The organism is Cellulomonas sp. plas2 (assembly GCF_057221735.1).
This window is the reverse complement of record NZ_CM170155.1, coordinates 2,155,659-2,170,575: the sequence shown is the minus strand read 5'-3', so window position 1 is coordinate 2,170,575 and position 14,917 is coordinate 2,155,659. Positions and strand designations below refer to the sequence as shown.

13 protein-coding genes are annotated in these 14,917 nt (G+C 76.1%); 10 read left to right on the top strand and 3 right to left on the bottom strand.

Annotated elements, in window-relative coordinates; all coding sequences use genetic code 11:
* The first annotated feature begins 257 nt into the window (after positions 1-257).
* From AC2TDM_RS09755 to allB, 3 genes are read left to right on the top strand one after another with little or no spacing between them, the layout of a single operon-like run.
* On the top strand, positions 258-1,856 hold the full coding sequence (locus AC2TDM_RS09755) for an NCS1 family nucleobase:cation symporter-1 (RefSeq protein WP_484634500.1): 1,599 nt from the start codon (positions 258-260) through the stop codon (positions 1,854-1,856).
* Complete coding sequence (locus tag AC2TDM_RS09750; RefSeq protein ID WP_484634499.1) at positions 1,856-2,614, top strand: aspartate/glutamate racemase family protein; 759 nt, start codon at positions 1,856-1,858, stop codon at positions 2,612-2,614. Before AC2TDM_RS09755 ends, AC2TDM_RS09750 begins: the two co-directional genes overlap by 1 nt.
* A complete protein-coding gene (gene allB / locus AC2TDM_RS09745) occupies positions 2,611-4,017 on the top strand; it encodes an allantoinase AllB (RefSeq protein WP_484634498.1) in 1,407 nt (468 codons plus the stop codon). Before AC2TDM_RS09750 ends, allB begins: the two co-directional genes overlap by 4 nt.
* Before the next feature lie 9 nt (positions 4,018-4,026).
* On the opposite strand, the gene AC2TDM_RS09740 is transcribed toward allB, so the two are convergent.
* Positions 4,027-4,761: a YoaK family protein gene (locus AC2TDM_RS09740; protein WP_484634497.1), complete on the bottom strand. Its 735-nt coding sequence runs from the start codon at positions 4,759-4,761 to the stop codon at positions 4,027-4,029.
* 207 nt (positions 4,762-4,968) lie between these two features.
* Between AC2TDM_RS09740 and AC2TDM_RS09735 the strand changes: the two genes are divergently transcribed.
* From AC2TDM_RS09735 to AC2TDM_RS09705, 7 genes are all read left to right on the top strand, one after another.
* Positions 4,969-6,129, top strand: a complete 1,161-nt coding sequence (locus tag AC2TDM_RS09735) for an acetamidase/formamidase family protein (protein ID WP_484636428.1) — start codon at positions 4,969-4,971, stop codon at positions 6,127-6,129.
* An 8-nt stretch (positions 6,130-6,137) separates the two neighbouring features.
* Positions 6,138-7,766 carry an AtzH-like domain-containing protein gene (locus AC2TDM_RS09730; RefSeq protein ID WP_484634496.1) on the top strand — a complete coding sequence of 543 codons (1,629 nt, stop codon included), beginning with the start codon at positions 6,138-6,140 and terminating at the stop codon, positions 7,764-7,766.
* Between the two features lie 156 nt (positions 7,767-7,922).
* A complete protein-coding gene (locus AC2TDM_RS09725) occupies positions 7,923-9,113 on the top strand; it encodes a pyridoxal-phosphate-dependent aminotransferase family protein (protein WP_484636427.1) in 1,191 nt (396 codons plus the stop codon).
* Positions 9,110-10,432 carry an allantoate amidohydrolase gene (locus AC2TDM_RS09720; protein WP_484634495.1) on the top strand — a complete coding sequence of 441 codons (1,323 nt, stop codon included), beginning with the start codon at positions 9,110-9,112 and terminating at the stop codon, positions 10,430-10,432. Before AC2TDM_RS09725 ends, AC2TDM_RS09720 begins: the two co-directional genes overlap by 4 nt.
* Positions 10,433-10,508: 76 nt before the next feature.
* A complete protein-coding gene (locus tag AC2TDM_RS09715; protein ID WP_484634494.1) occupies positions 10,509-11,345 on the top strand; it encodes a hypothetical protein in 837 nt (278 codons plus the stop codon).
* 64 nt (positions 11,346-11,409) lie between these two features.
* Positions 11,410-12,810 carry an MFS transporter gene (locus AC2TDM_RS09710; protein ID WP_484634493.1) on the top strand — a complete coding sequence of 467 codons (1,401 nt, stop codon included), beginning with the start codon at positions 11,410-11,412 and terminating at the stop codon, positions 12,808-12,810.
* A 126-nt stretch (positions 12,811-12,936) separates the two neighbouring features.
* Entirely contained in the window at positions 12,937-13,137 is a 201-nt protein-coding gene (locus AC2TDM_RS09705; protein ID WP_484634492.1) for a hypothetical protein, read from the top strand.
* 69 nt (positions 13,138-13,206) lie between these two features.
* Here the strand turns inward: AC2TDM_RS09705 and AC2TDM_RS09700 are convergent, their stop codons facing one another.
* Positions 13,207-14,367: a hypothetical protein gene (locus AC2TDM_RS09700; RefSeq protein WP_484634491.1), complete on the bottom strand. Its 1,161-nt coding sequence runs from the start codon at positions 14,365-14,367 to the stop codon at positions 13,207-13,209.
* A gap of 28 nt (positions 14,368-14,395) precedes the next feature.
* The gene (locus AC2TDM_RS09695; RefSeq protein ID WP_484634490.1) at positions 14,396-14,827 is read right to left on the bottom strand and encodes a hypothetical protein; all 432 of its coding nucleotides are present in this window, start codon (positions 14,825-14,827) and stop codon (positions 14,396-14,398) included.
* Positions 14,828-14,917: the final 90 nt, after the last annotated feature.

Genomic DNA, 14,917 nt, shown 5'->3' with positions numbered 1-14,917 from the left:
CCGCTGCCGTGCCGGCCCGTGCCGCTGCCGTCCCCCGTACCCGTGTCGCACGAACGACCCGCAACGTTCACACGGATGAAACCGGCAGGGGGATGTGAAGCCATAGGTTCACCGCATCGCCCCAGCAGCCGCCAGCTGCAGGAGGCGCTTCACCGTACGGGACGCCGCGGGGCCGCACCAGGCCCGTGCCCGCCCCTGAGCGCGACGCCCATCATCAGCACCGCCCCCACGCCACCCCTCCTGCCCCGAGGTGTCCCATGAGTGCTCCCACCGACAGCGCCGGCGACCGCACCGCGGTCGCCGCGACCCCGGCGACCGACGGCCACGCCGTCTACGACCCCCGCCTGACCAACGAGGACCTCGCGCCGCTGCGCGACCAGCGCTGGTCGTCGTACAACATCTTCGCCTTCTGGATGTCCGACGTGCACAGCGTCGGCGGGTACGTCACCGCCGGGTCGCTGTTCGCGCTCGGTCTCGCGTCCTGGCAGGTGCTCGTCTCGCTCGTCGTCGGCATCTGCATCGTCCAGGTCTTCTGCAACCTCGTCGCGAAGCCGAGCCAGCGCACGGGCGTCCCCTACCCCGTCATCAACCGCGCGGTGTTCGGCGTGCTCGGCGCCAACATCCCGGCCATCATCCGCGGGCTCATCGCGGTGGCCTGGTACGGGGTGCAGACGTTCCTGGCGGCCGAGTCGCTGAACATCGTCTTCCTCAAGTTCGTCCCGTCCTCCGCGGCGCTGCTCGAGCCGACGTTCCTCGGCATGTCGGCGCTCGGCTACGTGTCCTACGCGATCCTCTGGGTCGCGCAGGCCGCCCTGTTCTGGCGCGGCATGGAGACGATCCGGCGCTTCATCGACTGGGCCGGCCCCGCCGTCTACGTCGTGATGATCGTCCTGGCCGTCTACCTCGTCTCGCAGGCGGGCTGGGAGAACATCTCGCTCAACCTCTCGAGCGGGCCGCAGCTGTCGTTCGCCGCCTCGATCCCGGTCATGCTGTCGGCGATCGCGCTCGTGGTGTCGTACTTCTCGGGGCCCATGCTGAACTTCGGCGACTTCGCGCGGTACGGCCGCTCCTTCGCGGCGGTCAAGCGCGGCAACCTGCTCGGCCTGCCGGTGAACTTCCTCTTCTTCTCCGTGCTCACCGTCATCTGCGCCTCGGCGACGGTCCCGGTGTTCGGGGAGCTCCTCACCGACCCCATCCGCACGGTCGAGGCCATCGACACGCCCTTCGCGATCCTGCTCGGCGGCCTCACCTTCGTCACCGCCACGGTCGGCATCAACATCGTCGCGAACTTCATCTCCCCGGCGTTCGACTTCTCGAACGTCTCGCCGCAGAAGATCTCCTGGCGCGCCGGCGGCATGATCGCCGCGGTCGGCTCCGTGCTGCTGACGCCGTGGAACTGGTACGGCAACGCCGATGCCATCCACTACACGCTCGGCGTGCTCGGCGCCCTCATCGGCCCGCTGTTCGGCATCCTCATCGCCGGCTACTACGTCATCGGCCGCCAGCGCGTGCACGTGGACGACATGTTCACCATGGCGACCACGGGCCGGTACTGGTTCTCCGGCGGGTACAACCGCAACGCCCTGGCCGCCACGGCCATCGCCGGCGTGGTCTCCATCGCCTCGGCGGTCCTGCCCAAGACGGTCTTCGACCTCAGCGGCGGCGGCGCGGGCGCGGTGGACGTCCGCTGGATCGCCTCGTACTCCTGGTTCATCGGCTGCGCGCTGGGGTACGCCGTCATGGTGCTCCTCGAGCGCCGGAACCCGCAGATCCCGCTCCTGGACCCGACGGACCCGCAGGTCTCGGTCGGCCAGGCGGACGGCGCCCCGGCGACGAGCACGCGGGCGACCGCCTGATGCACCTCCGGGTCATCAACCCCAACACCACGGCGAGCATGACGCTGCTCGCCGGCCGGGCGGCGGCCGCAGCGGCCCCGCCCGGCGCGGTGGTGGACGCGGTGCAGCCCACCATGGGACCGGCGTCCATCGAGAGCCACTACGAGGAGGCCCTGGCGGTCCCGGGCGTCCTCGAGCAGGTCGCGATCGGCGAGCGCGAGGGCGTGGACGGCTACGTCCTGGCCTGCTTCGGCGACCCGGGCCTCGACGCCGCGCGCGAGCTGGCCCGCGGCCCGGTCCTCGGCATCGCGGAAGCCGCCCTGCACGCGGCCACGATGGTGGGCCGGCGGTTCTCGGTCGTGACGACGCTCGGCCGCACCGTCGGGCGGGCCCGCGAGCTCGTCGACCGGTACGGGTTCGCCGGCGCGTGCGCCGGGGTGCACGCGGTCGAGATCCCCGTCCTGGCGCTCGAGGACCCGCGCTCGGGCGCCCGCGAGGCCGTCACCGAGCGGTGCCGGCGCGCGGTGGTCGAGGACGGCGCCGACGTCGTCGTCCTCGGCTGCGCCGGCATGGCGGAGCTGTGCGCCCACGTCTCGGCGGAGGTCGGCGTGCCGGTCGTGGACGGGGTCGCGGCGGCGACCGCCCTGGTGGCGGCCCTCGTCGGGATCGGGCTGCGGCCGGCGGCCGGCGGGGAGTACGCCCCGCCGCCGCCCAAGCCCGTGGCCGGCCTGCTCGCCGGGTTCGCCGTCGCGCCGCGGGTGCCGGCGGTGGCGCGGTGAGCGACCACGCGGCGGCGCTCCCGTCCGTCCAGGGGCCGACCGGGGCGACGCTCACCGTGGCCGCGGCCCGGGCCTGGGTCGGCGGGGCGTTCGTCCCGGCGCGGATGCGCGTCGACGGGGGCGTGGTCGCCGCGGTGGAGACCCTCGCGGCGCCGCCGGGCCCTGCGGACGCGGACGTCGTGCTCGGCGCCGACGAGGTCCTGCTGCCGGGTCTCGTCGACAGCCACGTGCACGTCAACGAGCCGGGCCGCACGCGGTGGGAGGGCTTCACGTCGGCGACGCGGGCCGCGGCCGCCGGCGGCGTGACGACGATCGTCGACATGCCGCTGAACTCGGTGCCGCCCACGACGACCCCGGCCGCGCTGGACGCCAAGCTCGCGGCGGCGGCCGGGAAGCTGAGCGTCGACGTCGCGTTCTGGGGCGGGGCGGTGCCGGAGGTCCTCGGGTCGCTCGCCCCGCTGCACGCGCGGGGCGTGCGCGGGTTCAAGGCGTTCCTGACGCCGTCCGGGGTGGACGAGTTCGGCCACCTGGACCCGGCGGGGCTGGCGGCCGCGCTGGCGGAGGTGGCCGCGCTGGGCACGGTCCTCGTCGTGCACGCGGAGGACCCGGAGGCGCTGCTGCCCGCCGCGCCCGACGGCCGCCTCGGGCCGGTCTACGCCGACTTCCTCGCCTCCCGGCCGCCGGCGAGCGAGCGGGCGGCGATCGCGCGCGTGGTCGAGGGCGTGCGTCGCACGGGTGCGCGGGCCCACGTGCTGCACCTGTCCGACGCCGGCGCGCTGCCGCTGCTGCGCGCGGCGAGGGCCGAGGGGCTGCCGGTCACCGTCGAGACCTGCCCGCACTACCTCGTCCTGCACGCGGAGGACGTCCCGGACGCCGCCACGCAGTACAAGTGCTGCCCGCCGATCCGCTCGGCGTCGAACGCCGACGCGCTGTGGGAGGCCGTCGTCGACGGGACGATCGACGCGGTCGTGTCCGACCACTCGCCCGCGACGGCGGACCTCAAGCACGTCGCGGGCGGGGACTTCGGGCTGTCGTGGGGCGGCATCGCCGGCCTGCAGCTCGGCTTCACGGTCGTGGCCGACGAGGCCCGCCGCCGCGGGGTGCCGCTCGCGGCCCTGCTGCCGGCGTTCACGACCGGGCCGGCGCGCGTGGCGGGCCTGCCCGGCCTCGGCGAGCTCGTCGTCGGGGCGCCCGCCCACCTCGTCACCTGGGCGCCCGACGAGGAGCACGTCGTCGACGTCGAGCGGCTCGAGCACCGCAACAAGGTGACGCCCTACGACGGCCGGCGCCTCGTCGGCCGCGTCCGGGACGTCCGGCTGCACGGCGTGCCCGTCGTCACGGGCGGTGCGGTCGTGCAGCCCGGGCTCGGCCGGACCCTGCTCCCGGTGCCCGCCGGTGCCTAGGCGGGGCCGTCAGGCGCGGGCGGCGTCCGGTGCGGCGGGTGCCGGGGTGCGGCGGTGGTGCGCCCAGCGGTGGCCGACGGTGGCCGCGACGAGCGTCGCCACGCCCGCGATGACCATGCCCGTCCCCACGCCCGACTGCCCGCCCACGTGCAGCAGCAGCGCGCCGACCCCCGCACCGGCCAGGATGAGCACCACCGCGAGCAGCCGCCGCGCCCAGCCCGCACCGGTGCCGCCCGCCAGGCGGGAGTCGGCCGCCAGCCCCGTGAGCGTGGAGGTGACGACGACGGTGGTGACGTCCTTGACCGCGAGCCGGCGGGCGGTGGCCGCCTGCAGCCCCATCGCCACGGCCAGCACCGTCGTCACCGCGAAGGCCCAGACCGTGCGCTCGGCGGGCGGCTCGAGCAGCGCCGCGACGCCCAGCCCGAGCGCGAGGACCCCCGTCGCCGCGAAGGTGCCGGTCGACCGGCCGCTCCAGCCCTGCGGGGCCCGAGCCGTGACGCGTCCGCCGACGGCCGCCCCCAGCATGAAACCGACCAGGGCGAGCGCCGGGCCGAGCACCGGCAGGTCGTCCGAGCCCGCGAGCGCCATGCCGAGGATGACGACGTTGCCCGTCATGTTCGCGGTGAAGACCCGGTCCAGGCCGAGGTACCCGACGGCGTCGACGATCCCGGTCGTGAAGGTCAGCGCCAGCATGAGCACCAGGTGCAGGCGGGCGGGGTCACGGGGGGCGCGCTGGGAGGTCACGGCGCACATCCTGGCAGCCGCCGACCCGGCGACCGCCGCCCGTCCCGCCCTCGCCCGTCCCGCCGCCGCCCGCCGCGCCCCGGTCCGACCGGTTCCGGTCCTGCCCGTCCCGTCCCCCGGAGGTACCCGCCCGTGACCACCCCGCCGAGCGCACCGGCCGCCGCACCGGCCGCCACACCGGTCGTCGCGGTCCTCGCGCGTCCCGCCGTGCCGGTGCTGCAGCCCGGCGAGGGCCTGCCGGAGGGCGTCGCCTACCTGCCGTCCACGCCGGGGACCGTGCTGTGGGGCCGCCTGCCGTGCGCGGCCGACGCGCCCGTGCTGCGCCTGGCCGCGGGCGACGAGCTCGTCGTCGACACCGTCAGCCACGAGGGCCTGCTCGAGGACCAGGGCTCGGACCCGCTCGCCTACTTCACCGGGCACGGCGTGAGCGCGCCGCATGTGCTGCGCGACGCCGTGGAGGTCGCGGCGGCCTGCCACCGCGACCCCGCCTCCGACGGCCCGCACGTCGTCACGGGGCCCGTGCACGTGGAGGGGGCGCAGCCGGGTGACCTGCTGGCGGTGACGGTCCTCGCCGCCGACCCCCGCGTGCCCTACGGCGTCATCTCCAACCGCCACGGCCGCGGCGCGCTGCCGGGGGAGCTGCCGCGCGGCGAGCGCGCGGTGTCGGTGTTCACGCCGGTCGGGCGTCGCGGCGACGGCCTCGTCGGGCTGCTGCCGCTGCAGGACGGCGGGCCGCGGGTGGTGGCGCTGCCGCTCGCGCCGTTCCTCGGCATCGTCGGCGTCGCCACGGCGGGCGACGAGCGCGCCCACTCCGTGCCGCCCGGCGCGCACGGCGGCAACATCGACATCAACCTCCTGCAGGTCGGCACGACGCTCTACCTGCCCGTGCAGGTGCCCGGTGCGGGGCTGTACGTGGGGGACCCGCACTTCGCGCAGGGCGACGGCGAGGTGGCGCTCACGGCGCTCGAGGCGTCCCTGCGGGTGCGGCTGCGCGTGGACGTCGTGCCGCGCGCACAGGCCCTGGCGGCCCTGGGCGAGCTCGACGGGCCGCTGCTGCGCACGCCCGAGCACCTCGTGCCGACCGGCCTCGACCCGGACCTCGACGAGGCGGTGCGCCGCTGCGTGCGGGCGGCGCTGGCCGTGCTCGTCGCCCGGTACGGCATGGCCGAGCACCTCGCCTTCGCCTACCTGTCCGCGGCCACCGACGTCGACATCTCGCAGGTCGTCGACCGCGTGTGCGGGGCGCACGCGCGCATCCGGCTCGCCGACTTCGCCGACGTGCCCCCGGCCGCCGCCCCCGTGCCCGTGCTGGGGGACCCCGGGGTGGCGGCGTCGCCCGCGGGGCCGGCGCCGGGCGTGCAGCCGTGACGGGACCGGTGACCGCCCCGTCCGCCGGCCCGGTGGTCGACCCCGTCGATACCCCCGTCGATACCCCCGCCGATCCCGTCGTCGACCCGCGCACGGGGGAGACCGTGCCCGCGGCGCTGCTGGTGGCTCTCGACGCCTACGAGGCCGCGCTCGCGGCGGACGACCTCGTCGCGCTCGACGACGCGTTCGTCGCCGGGCCCGGGACGCTGCGCGGCGACGCCGCGGGGCTGCTCGTCGGGCACGACGCCATCCGCGCCTTCCGCAGCGCGCGCGGTGGCGTGGCGCCCCGCCGGACGGCCCGGCTCGAGGCACGGCGGCTCGCGCCCGGGACCTGGCTCCTCGTCGGGGTGTCCGCCTACGCCGGCGGCGGGTCGGGCCTGCAGACGCAGGTGTGGACGGACGACGACGGCACGTGGCGGGTCCTCGCCGCGCACGTCACCGGGCGGCCGGCCGCCCTCGACCGCGCCGTCTGGCGGGTGGTCGGCGACCCCCTGCACGCGGGCGCGGCGACCGGGCCGCTCGCCGGGCTGCACGTCGCGGTGAAGGACGTGGTCGCCGTGGCCGGGCACCCGGTCGGTGCCGGCAACCCCGCGTGGCTGCGCAGGGCGTCGCCGGAGAGCGCGCACGCCCCCGCGGTCGCCGACCTGCTGGACGGTGGCGCGTCGGTGCGCGGCATCGCCCGCACCGACGAGCTCGCGTACAGCATCGCCGGCGTCAACGCGCACCACGGCACGCCCGTCAACGGCGCGGTGCCGGGCGCCCTGCCGGGGGGCTCGTCGAGCGGGCCCGCGAGCGCGGTCGCCACCGGCCAGGCCGACGTGGGTCTGGCCACCGACACCGCCGGCTCGGTGCGGGTGCCCGCGAGCTACCAGGGCCTGTGGGGCCTGCGCACCACCCACGGGCTCGTGCCGCGGGAGGGGGTGCTGCCCCTGGCGCCGTCGTTCGACACGGTGGGGTGGCTGACCCGTGACGGGGCGACGCTGGAGGCCGTGGTCCGCTGGTGCCTGCCGGGGGCGACGGACGCCACGGGCGGACCCCTGCGCCTGCGGGTGCCGGCCGAAGCCCTCGCCGTCGCGGAGCCCGGCACCCGGGCGGCCTTCACCGCCTGGCTCGACGGGGTGCGCGACGGGCACGGCGTCGTGGTCGAGACCGTCGAGGTCGGCCCGCTCGACCCCTGGCTCGACGCCTTCCGCATCGTGCAGGGCGCCGAGGCCTGGCGCGCCCACGGCGCCTGGGTGACCGCGCAGCCGGACGCGCTGGGTCCGGGCGTGCGCGAGCGGTTCGCCGTCGCCGCGACGATCACGTCCGCCGACGAGGCCGCTGCGCGCGCCGCCGCGGGGGTCCTGCGCGACCGCGTGCGGGCCCTCGTCGCCGACGACGCCCTGCTCGTGCTGCCGACGGCCCCCGGGCCGGCCCCGTCCCGGACGGCGGACGCCGAGACCCTCGAGGCCGTCCGCGGGGCGACCCTGCGCACGACGGCGCTCGCGGGCCTCGGCGGCCTGCCGGCCCTGTCGGTGCCGGCGCTCGTCGTGCCGTCGCCGCTCGGGCCCGCGCCGGTCGGCGTGAGCCTCGTCGGCCCGCCCGGGTCCGACCTCGCGCTCGTCGGGCACGGGCGCGCGCTCGCCGGCGTGCCCTGACCGCCTCGCCCTCGTCCACGCCCCCTGTCCCACCGCCCCGCCCCGTCACCACCCGAGAGGCCCCGCGTGACCGCCCTGCCCGCCACACTTGCACCCGCCACATCCCTGCCGGCCGCGTACCTGCCCGGCCCGGTCAACCCGCCCGCGCGCCTGCTCATGGGCCCCGGTCCCATCGACGCGGACCCCCGCGTCCTGCGCGCGCTGTCGACGCCGCTGATCGGGCAGTACGACCCCGTGATGACCGGCTACATGAACGACACCATGGCGCTGTACCGGCAGGTCTGGGCGACGACGAACGAGGCGACGTTCCTCGTCGACGGCACGTCCCGGGCGGGCATCGAGGCGGCGCTCGTGTCGCTCGTGCGGCCGGGTCAGCGCGTCCTCGTCCCCGTGTTCGGGCGGTTCGGGCACCTGCTGACGGAGATCGCCCACCGCGCGCAGGCCGAGGTGCACACGGTCGAGGCGCCGTGGGGGCAGGTCGTCACGCCGGCGGCGGTCGAGGAGGCGGTCGTGCGCGTGCGCCCGCACCTCCTGGCCGTCGTGCAGGGGGACACGTCGACGACGATGTGCCAGCCGTTGGAGGACCTCGGCGAGATCTGCTCCCGGCACGGCGTGCTGTTCTACACCGACGCCACCGCGTCGCTGGGCGGCAACCCCTTCGAGGCGGACGCGTGGGGCCTGGACGCGGCGACCGCCGGCCTGCAGAAGTGCCTGGCCGGGCCGTCGGGGAGCGCGCCGATCACCCTGTCCCCCCGGGCGGTGGAGGTCGTCCGGGCGCGCTCCCGCGTCGAGGCGGGCATCCGCGAGGAGGGCGACGCGGACGCCGACGACCCCATCCGCTCGAACTACTTCGACCTGGGCATGATCCTCGACTACTGGGGGCCGCGGCGCCTGAACCACCACACGGAGGCGACGAGCATGCTCTACGCTGCCCGCGAGTGCGCCCGGATCCTGCTCGAGGAGGGCCGGCAGGCCGTCATCGACCGGCACGCCCTGCACGGCCGGGCCATGCTGGCCGGCGTGCGCGGCCTGGGCCTGCAGGTCTTCGGCGACGTGGCGCACAAGATGCACAACGTCGTCGCGGTGGAGATCCCCGCCGGCCTGGACGGCGACGCCGGCCGCGCCGCGATGCTCGCCGACTTCGGCATCGAGATCGGCACCTCCTTCGGGCCGCTGCACGGCCGCGTGTGGCGGATCGGCACCATGGGCTACAACGCCCGCCAGGACACCGTGCTGCTCACGCTCGCCGCGCTCGAGCAGGTGCTGCGCCGCGGCGGGGTGCGGGTGCCGCCCGGCGGCGGGGTCGACGCCGCGTACGCGGTGTACGACGAGGTGCGCGCCCCGTGAGCCCGGCCATCGGCACCGGCACCGGCACCGGCACCGGCACCGGCACCGGCGCCCTGCCGCCGCTGCCGCCGGACCTCGTGCACGCCGCGGCCCGCCGTGTGATGGCACGGTGCGACGAGCTCGCCGCCATCACGTCGATGACCGGCGGCATCGAGCGCGTCTACCTGTCACCCGAGCACGCCCGGACCAACCGCGTCGCGGCCCGCTGGATGACGGAGGCCGGGTTGACGACCCGGCAGGACGCCGTCGGCAACCTCGTCGGCCGCCTGCCCGGCCGCGACCCCGACGGGCCCGTCCTGCTGCTCGGCTCGCACCTGGACACCGTGCGCGACGCGGGCCGCTACGACGGCATCGTCGGCGTCCTCATGGCCGTCGAGGTCGTGCGGCTGCTGGCCGCGCACGTGCCGTCCTGGCCGTTCGGGCTCGAGGTCGTCGCCTTCTGGGACGAGGAGGGTGCGCGGTTCGGCCGGGCGCTGCTCGGCAGCGCCGCACTGGCCGGTGCGTGGGACCCCGCGTGGTGGGACCTGCGCGACGGCGACGGCGTGACCCTGCGCGAGGCCCTCACCGCCTTCGGGCTCGACCCCGCCCGCGTGGCCGAGGCCGCGCGGGCGCCCGCCGACCTCGTGGGGTACCTCGAGGCGCACATCGAGCAGGGGCCGGAGCTGGACCGGCAGGGCGAGGCCCTGGGCGTCGTCACGTCCATCGCCTCCGCGCGGCGGTACGCGCTGTCCGTCGTCGGGGAGGCGCGACACGCCGGCGGCACGCCCTACGACGCGCGCCGGGACGCGCTCGTCGGCGCCAGCGAGGCGGTGCTCGCCGTCGAGCGCATCTGCCGCGGCGAGCACCACGTCGTCGGCACGGTCGGGCAGCTCGAGGCGTTCCCGGGAGCGGCGAACGTCGTCCCGGGGGAGGTGCGCCTGTCGCTGGACCTGCGCGGCGAGCTCGACGAGACGCGGGACGCCACCTGGACCCGCATCGCCGCCGAGCTCGACGCGATCACCGGGCGCCGGGGACTGACGTGGTCGGCCCGCACGGTGCACGACGCGCCGGCGGTGCGGTGCGGCGGGCTGTTCCAGGACGTCCTGCACGCCGGCATCGGCGCGACCGGCCAGCGCGAGGCGGCGTCCCTGTTCTCCCGTGCCGGCCACGACGGCATGGCCGTCGCGCGCCTCACCGACGTGGGCATGCTCTTCCTGCGCAACCCGGACGGCATCAGCCACCACCCCGACGAGGGGGTCGCCGTCGCCGACGTCGAGCGCGGCATCGCGGCGCTCGCGGCCGCCGTCGTGCACCTCGCGCACGAGCGCGCGGTGGCCTGAGCGGCCTCCGCCGGGAAGAGTGGGCGCCGGGGGACGGGCGCGGCCGCCGGGCCGCACGACGACGACGGAGGCCACGATGGGACTGCTCGACCGGATCCTGGGACGCGTGCGCGGCGACGGGCGCGGCCACGGGCAGGGCGACGGGCGCGACAGCGGCAGCCGGGCCACCACCGCGGCGCCGGCCCCGGGGTGGAACGGCACCGGTGACCCGTGGCAGGCGCCCGGCGGGGCCGGCGCGCCCGCGCCCGGCGGCGCCGGGAGCCCGGCCGGCGGCCGCGGTGCCGCCCTGTCCGACGAGCAGGCGGTCGAGCGCTACCGCTACCTGCTGCGCACCGCACCGCCGGAGCGCATCGAGGAGGCGCACGCGGAGGCCTTCGCGGCCCTCACGCCGCAGCAGCGGCGTCAGGTGCTGGAGCAGCTCTCCGACCAGGTGCCGCCGGGGGAGCGGTCGACCGCCGACGACCCGCGGTCCCTGGCGCGCATGGCCACGCGCGCCGAGCTGCGCCGGCCGGGCACGCTCGAGCGGTCCTTCGGCGGTGGCGGGTACGGCGGCGGCTACGGCGGCGGGTTCGGGGGCGGGTTCGGGGGCGGTGGCATGTCGATGGGCGGCATGCTCGCCGGTTCGCTGCTCGCGAGCGTGGCCGGCGCCTTCGTCGGCACCGCGATCGCCGACGCGATGTTCGACATGGGTGACGGGTTCGGCGCCGGGGACATGCAGGACGCCTACGCGGACGGCTACGGCGACGGGTACGGCGACGGCGACGCCGCCGACACAGGTGGCGACGTGCAGGCGGACGGCGGCGGCTACGAGGACCCGGGGTTCGACGGCGGCGGCTTCGATGGCGGCTTCGTTGCGGGCGGCTTCGATGCGGGTGGCTTCGATGCGGGCGGCTTCGACGGCGGAGACTTCTGACGGTTCGTCCCATCTGCTGGTCCCGCCCGGTCCGAGTGCTGGAACGGACGTAGCGTCGCCGGCCATGTCCGTCGCACCAGCCCCCGCCCCGGCGAACAGCCGGTCCCGCGTCGTCACCGCCAGCCTCGTCGGCACGACGATCGAGTTCTACGACTTCTACGTCTACGCCACGGCCGCCGTCCTGGTCTTCCCGCGGCTGTTCTTCCCGACCGGCAACGAGACGACCGCGCTGCTCGCCTCCTTCGCGGTGTTCGGCGCCGCGATGGTCGCGCGGCCGGTCGGAGCCGTGGTGTTCGGGCACCTGGGGGACCGACGGGGCCGCAAGGCGACGCTCGTCGGGTCGCTGCTGGTGATGGGCGTGGCGACGTTCCTCATCGGCGTGCTGCCGACGTACGACCAGGTCGGGCTGCTCGCCCCCGCGCTCCTGCTCGTCCTGCGCCTCGCGCAGGGCTTCGCGCTCGGCGGGGAGTGGTCGGGGGCGGCGCTCGTCGCCACGGAGAACGCGCCGCGCGGCAAGCGCGCCTGGTACGGCACGTTCCCGCAGCTCGGTGCGCCGCTGGGCTTCATCATCGCCAACGGCTTGTTCCTCAGCGTCAACGCCGCCCTGCCGCACGCGCAGGACCCGCTCCTGCCCTCCGAGGCGTTCCTGTCCTGGGGCTGGCGGATCCCGTTCCTGTTCTCCGCGGTGATGGTGGTCGTCGGCCTGTGGGTGCGGCTGCGGCTGGTCGAGTCCACCGCGTTCACGAAGGTCGAGGAGGCGGGCGCCATCCGTCGCCTGCCGCTCGGTGACGCGGTCCGCAACCACGGCCGCGCGCTCGTCCTCGGGACGTTCATCATGCTGGCGACCTACGTGCTGTTCTACCTGATGACGAGCTTCACGCTGAGCTACGCCACCGCCGGGCAGGACGCCGCGACGCCGGGTCTCGGCATCCCCTACACGCACGTCGTGCTCATGCAGATCGTCGGCGTGGTGTTCTTCGGCCTGTTCACGCTGCTGTCCGGGCCCGTGGCGGACACCGTCGGGCGCCGGCGGCTGCTGCTCGTCGTCACGGCGCTCATCGCCGTCTTCGGGCTGACCTTCGCGCTGCTCCTCGCCGACCGGCCCGACCGGGCTTTCACGGGCGCGCTCGTGCAGGCGTTCCTCGTCCTGGGCTTCACGCTCATGGGCGCGACCTTCGGCCCCATGGGCGCGCTGCTGCCCGAGCTGTTCCCGACCCACGTGCGGTACACGGGTTCGGCCATCGCCTACAACGTCAGCTCCATCCTCGGCGCGGCGCTCGCGCCGATCGTCGCGGTCGCGCTCTGGGCGCGGGCCGGCGGCAGCCCGTGGCTGGTGGGCGTCTACCTCAGCGCCGCGGCCGTCGTGACGCTCGTCGCCCTGACGCTCTCGCGGGAGACCCGCGACGTCGAGATGGACGACGCCGTGCCCGCCGAGGGGGAGCGAGCGGCGGTCGGCGCCCGCTGACCGTCCCGCGGCGGCAGCGCCGTCGAACCCCCTCGCTCGACCGCGGGTCATCCGGACGGGTGATGTACCGGGTGACAGCCGGCCACCCACCGGGACACGGTCGCGACCGGGACCGACAGTCACGGGGTGAGCGTGCTGTGGGGCCTGGTGGCGTGGGTGGTGGCGGGGGCCCTGCTCACCGCAGGGCTGCCCGTCCTGGCCGGGTGGGTGCTGGTGGTGCTGCGGCGTCGGTGGGCCGTGCTGCGACGCGCCCGCATCCGGGCGGCGGCGGCCCGGCGCGCCGCGGCCGCGAGCCCCGCGGGCGTGCTCGTTGACGAGGGGCCCTGACGGGTGCGTCGATGGCCGCCGCCGGCGCTCCTCCGGTGCGCCCGGCCCGAGCACGGACGCCCGCCGACGTCAGGCGAAGGTCGCCCTGCCGCTGAACCGGTCCACCCACAGGGACCCGTCGGCGGCGATGCCCACGTACGGCGTGACCAGCCAGGACCACGGGGCCCTGCTCATGTCCGCCGCGGTCCTGCTCGTCCACACGACGGAACCGTCCGCCCGGCGCAGCTCCGCCTCGCCGTCACGACGCAGGCCGAGCTCGACGGCGCCGGAGCCGACGGTGCCGGAGGACCACGTCGCGCGACCGTCGGGCGCGTACCGCACGAGGTTCCCGTCGCGCTGCAGCACGAGCCGGTGGGGCGCGGGGTCGTCGGGCAGTCCGGTCCGCAGCTCGTCCCCGGGCAGGAGCACCTGACCGGTGCAGAGCGCGTTGCCGAAGGACAGGCAGTCGCCGGGCATGCGAGGCGACCATGACGAGGACCAGGCGGCCCGGCCCTCGGCCGTGTACAGGACGAGGTTCGTGTCGTCCTGGAGGACGAGCCGCACGACCCCGCGTCCCGCGGTGCCGGACTGCCACAGCGGCCGACCGCTCGGGTGGTAGGCCACGAGGTTGCCGTCGCCCTGCAGCACGAGGGTGACGTCGCCCCCGCGCGTCTGGGTGTGCCAGGCCGTCGCTCCCAGAGCGCGCACGGACCAGTCGCCGGTGTCGACCGAGAGCCGGACGGCGCCGTTCGGCGAGAGCATCTGGGTCACCCGTGTGTCGAGGCCGACCTCCGCCGGGACCATCGGCCGCCGGACGGTCCAGAGGAGCCGCCCGTCCCCCGCGTACAGATCGAGGCCCGGGCCCGTGCCCACCTCGAGGCGCACGCCCTCGCCGCGCGTCCCGGACTGCCACAGCGGGCGCCCCGCCCGGTCGTAGAGGACGGCGTTGCCGTCGGTCTGCACGGCGAAGCGGTCCGCATCGGTCCCGGCCGTCCCCGCGTGCCACGCCGCGGTGCCGGACACGTAGAGCACCAGGTTGCCGTCGCCCTGCAGGACCAGCTCGGTGCCGGTTCCGAGGAGGCGGTCACCGACGAGCAGCTCCTGCCCGACGAGCAGGGAGCTCCCGCGATCGGCCGCCGCGGCGGGCCGGGCGGCGCCGAGGGGGACGACGAGGGCCAGGGCGACGGCGACGAGCAGTGCGGCGCGGGCGCGCCGGGGCGGACGGGCGGCGCCGCGCGAGGAGGTGAGCACGGTGCGGATCGTAGGGCGGCCCGGTCGCTCAACGACCACTCGAAGTGGGCACCAACTCCTCGTACCGCTCGAACGTGTCGTCCAGGACCGGAAGCTCCAGGGTCGCCGTGCCGTGCTCAGGCGATGCGAATGTCATCTCCACGGTCGCGCCCGGAGGCTGCGGCATGTCGGCCAGACGCACGCGCGTGTCCCGCGGCCCCAACAGCACCGTCTGCCCAGCAGCCACCTCGATGGTCGCTGCCGGGTCGCGGTCCATGATCGAAACGACGACCTCAGCATCCACCTCACCGTCGTTGCTCACCGCACCGAGCAACGTCCCTGGCTCGCCCTCATCGGCCGTCAACACCATCAGGTTCGACATCAGCAGCTCGCCCAGCTCCAGCCGCAACCCGTCCGACGAGGCGTTCTCGGTGACCTGGTTGGCCTGGTAGCACCCACTGGTCCCTAGCAGCACCAGCACCACTCCAGCTGCGGCAACCATCACCCGAAGCCGCAATCGACCACCGATAGCCGGGTCAAGTCCCTGGACGGGGAGTGTCAGCGTGTGTCC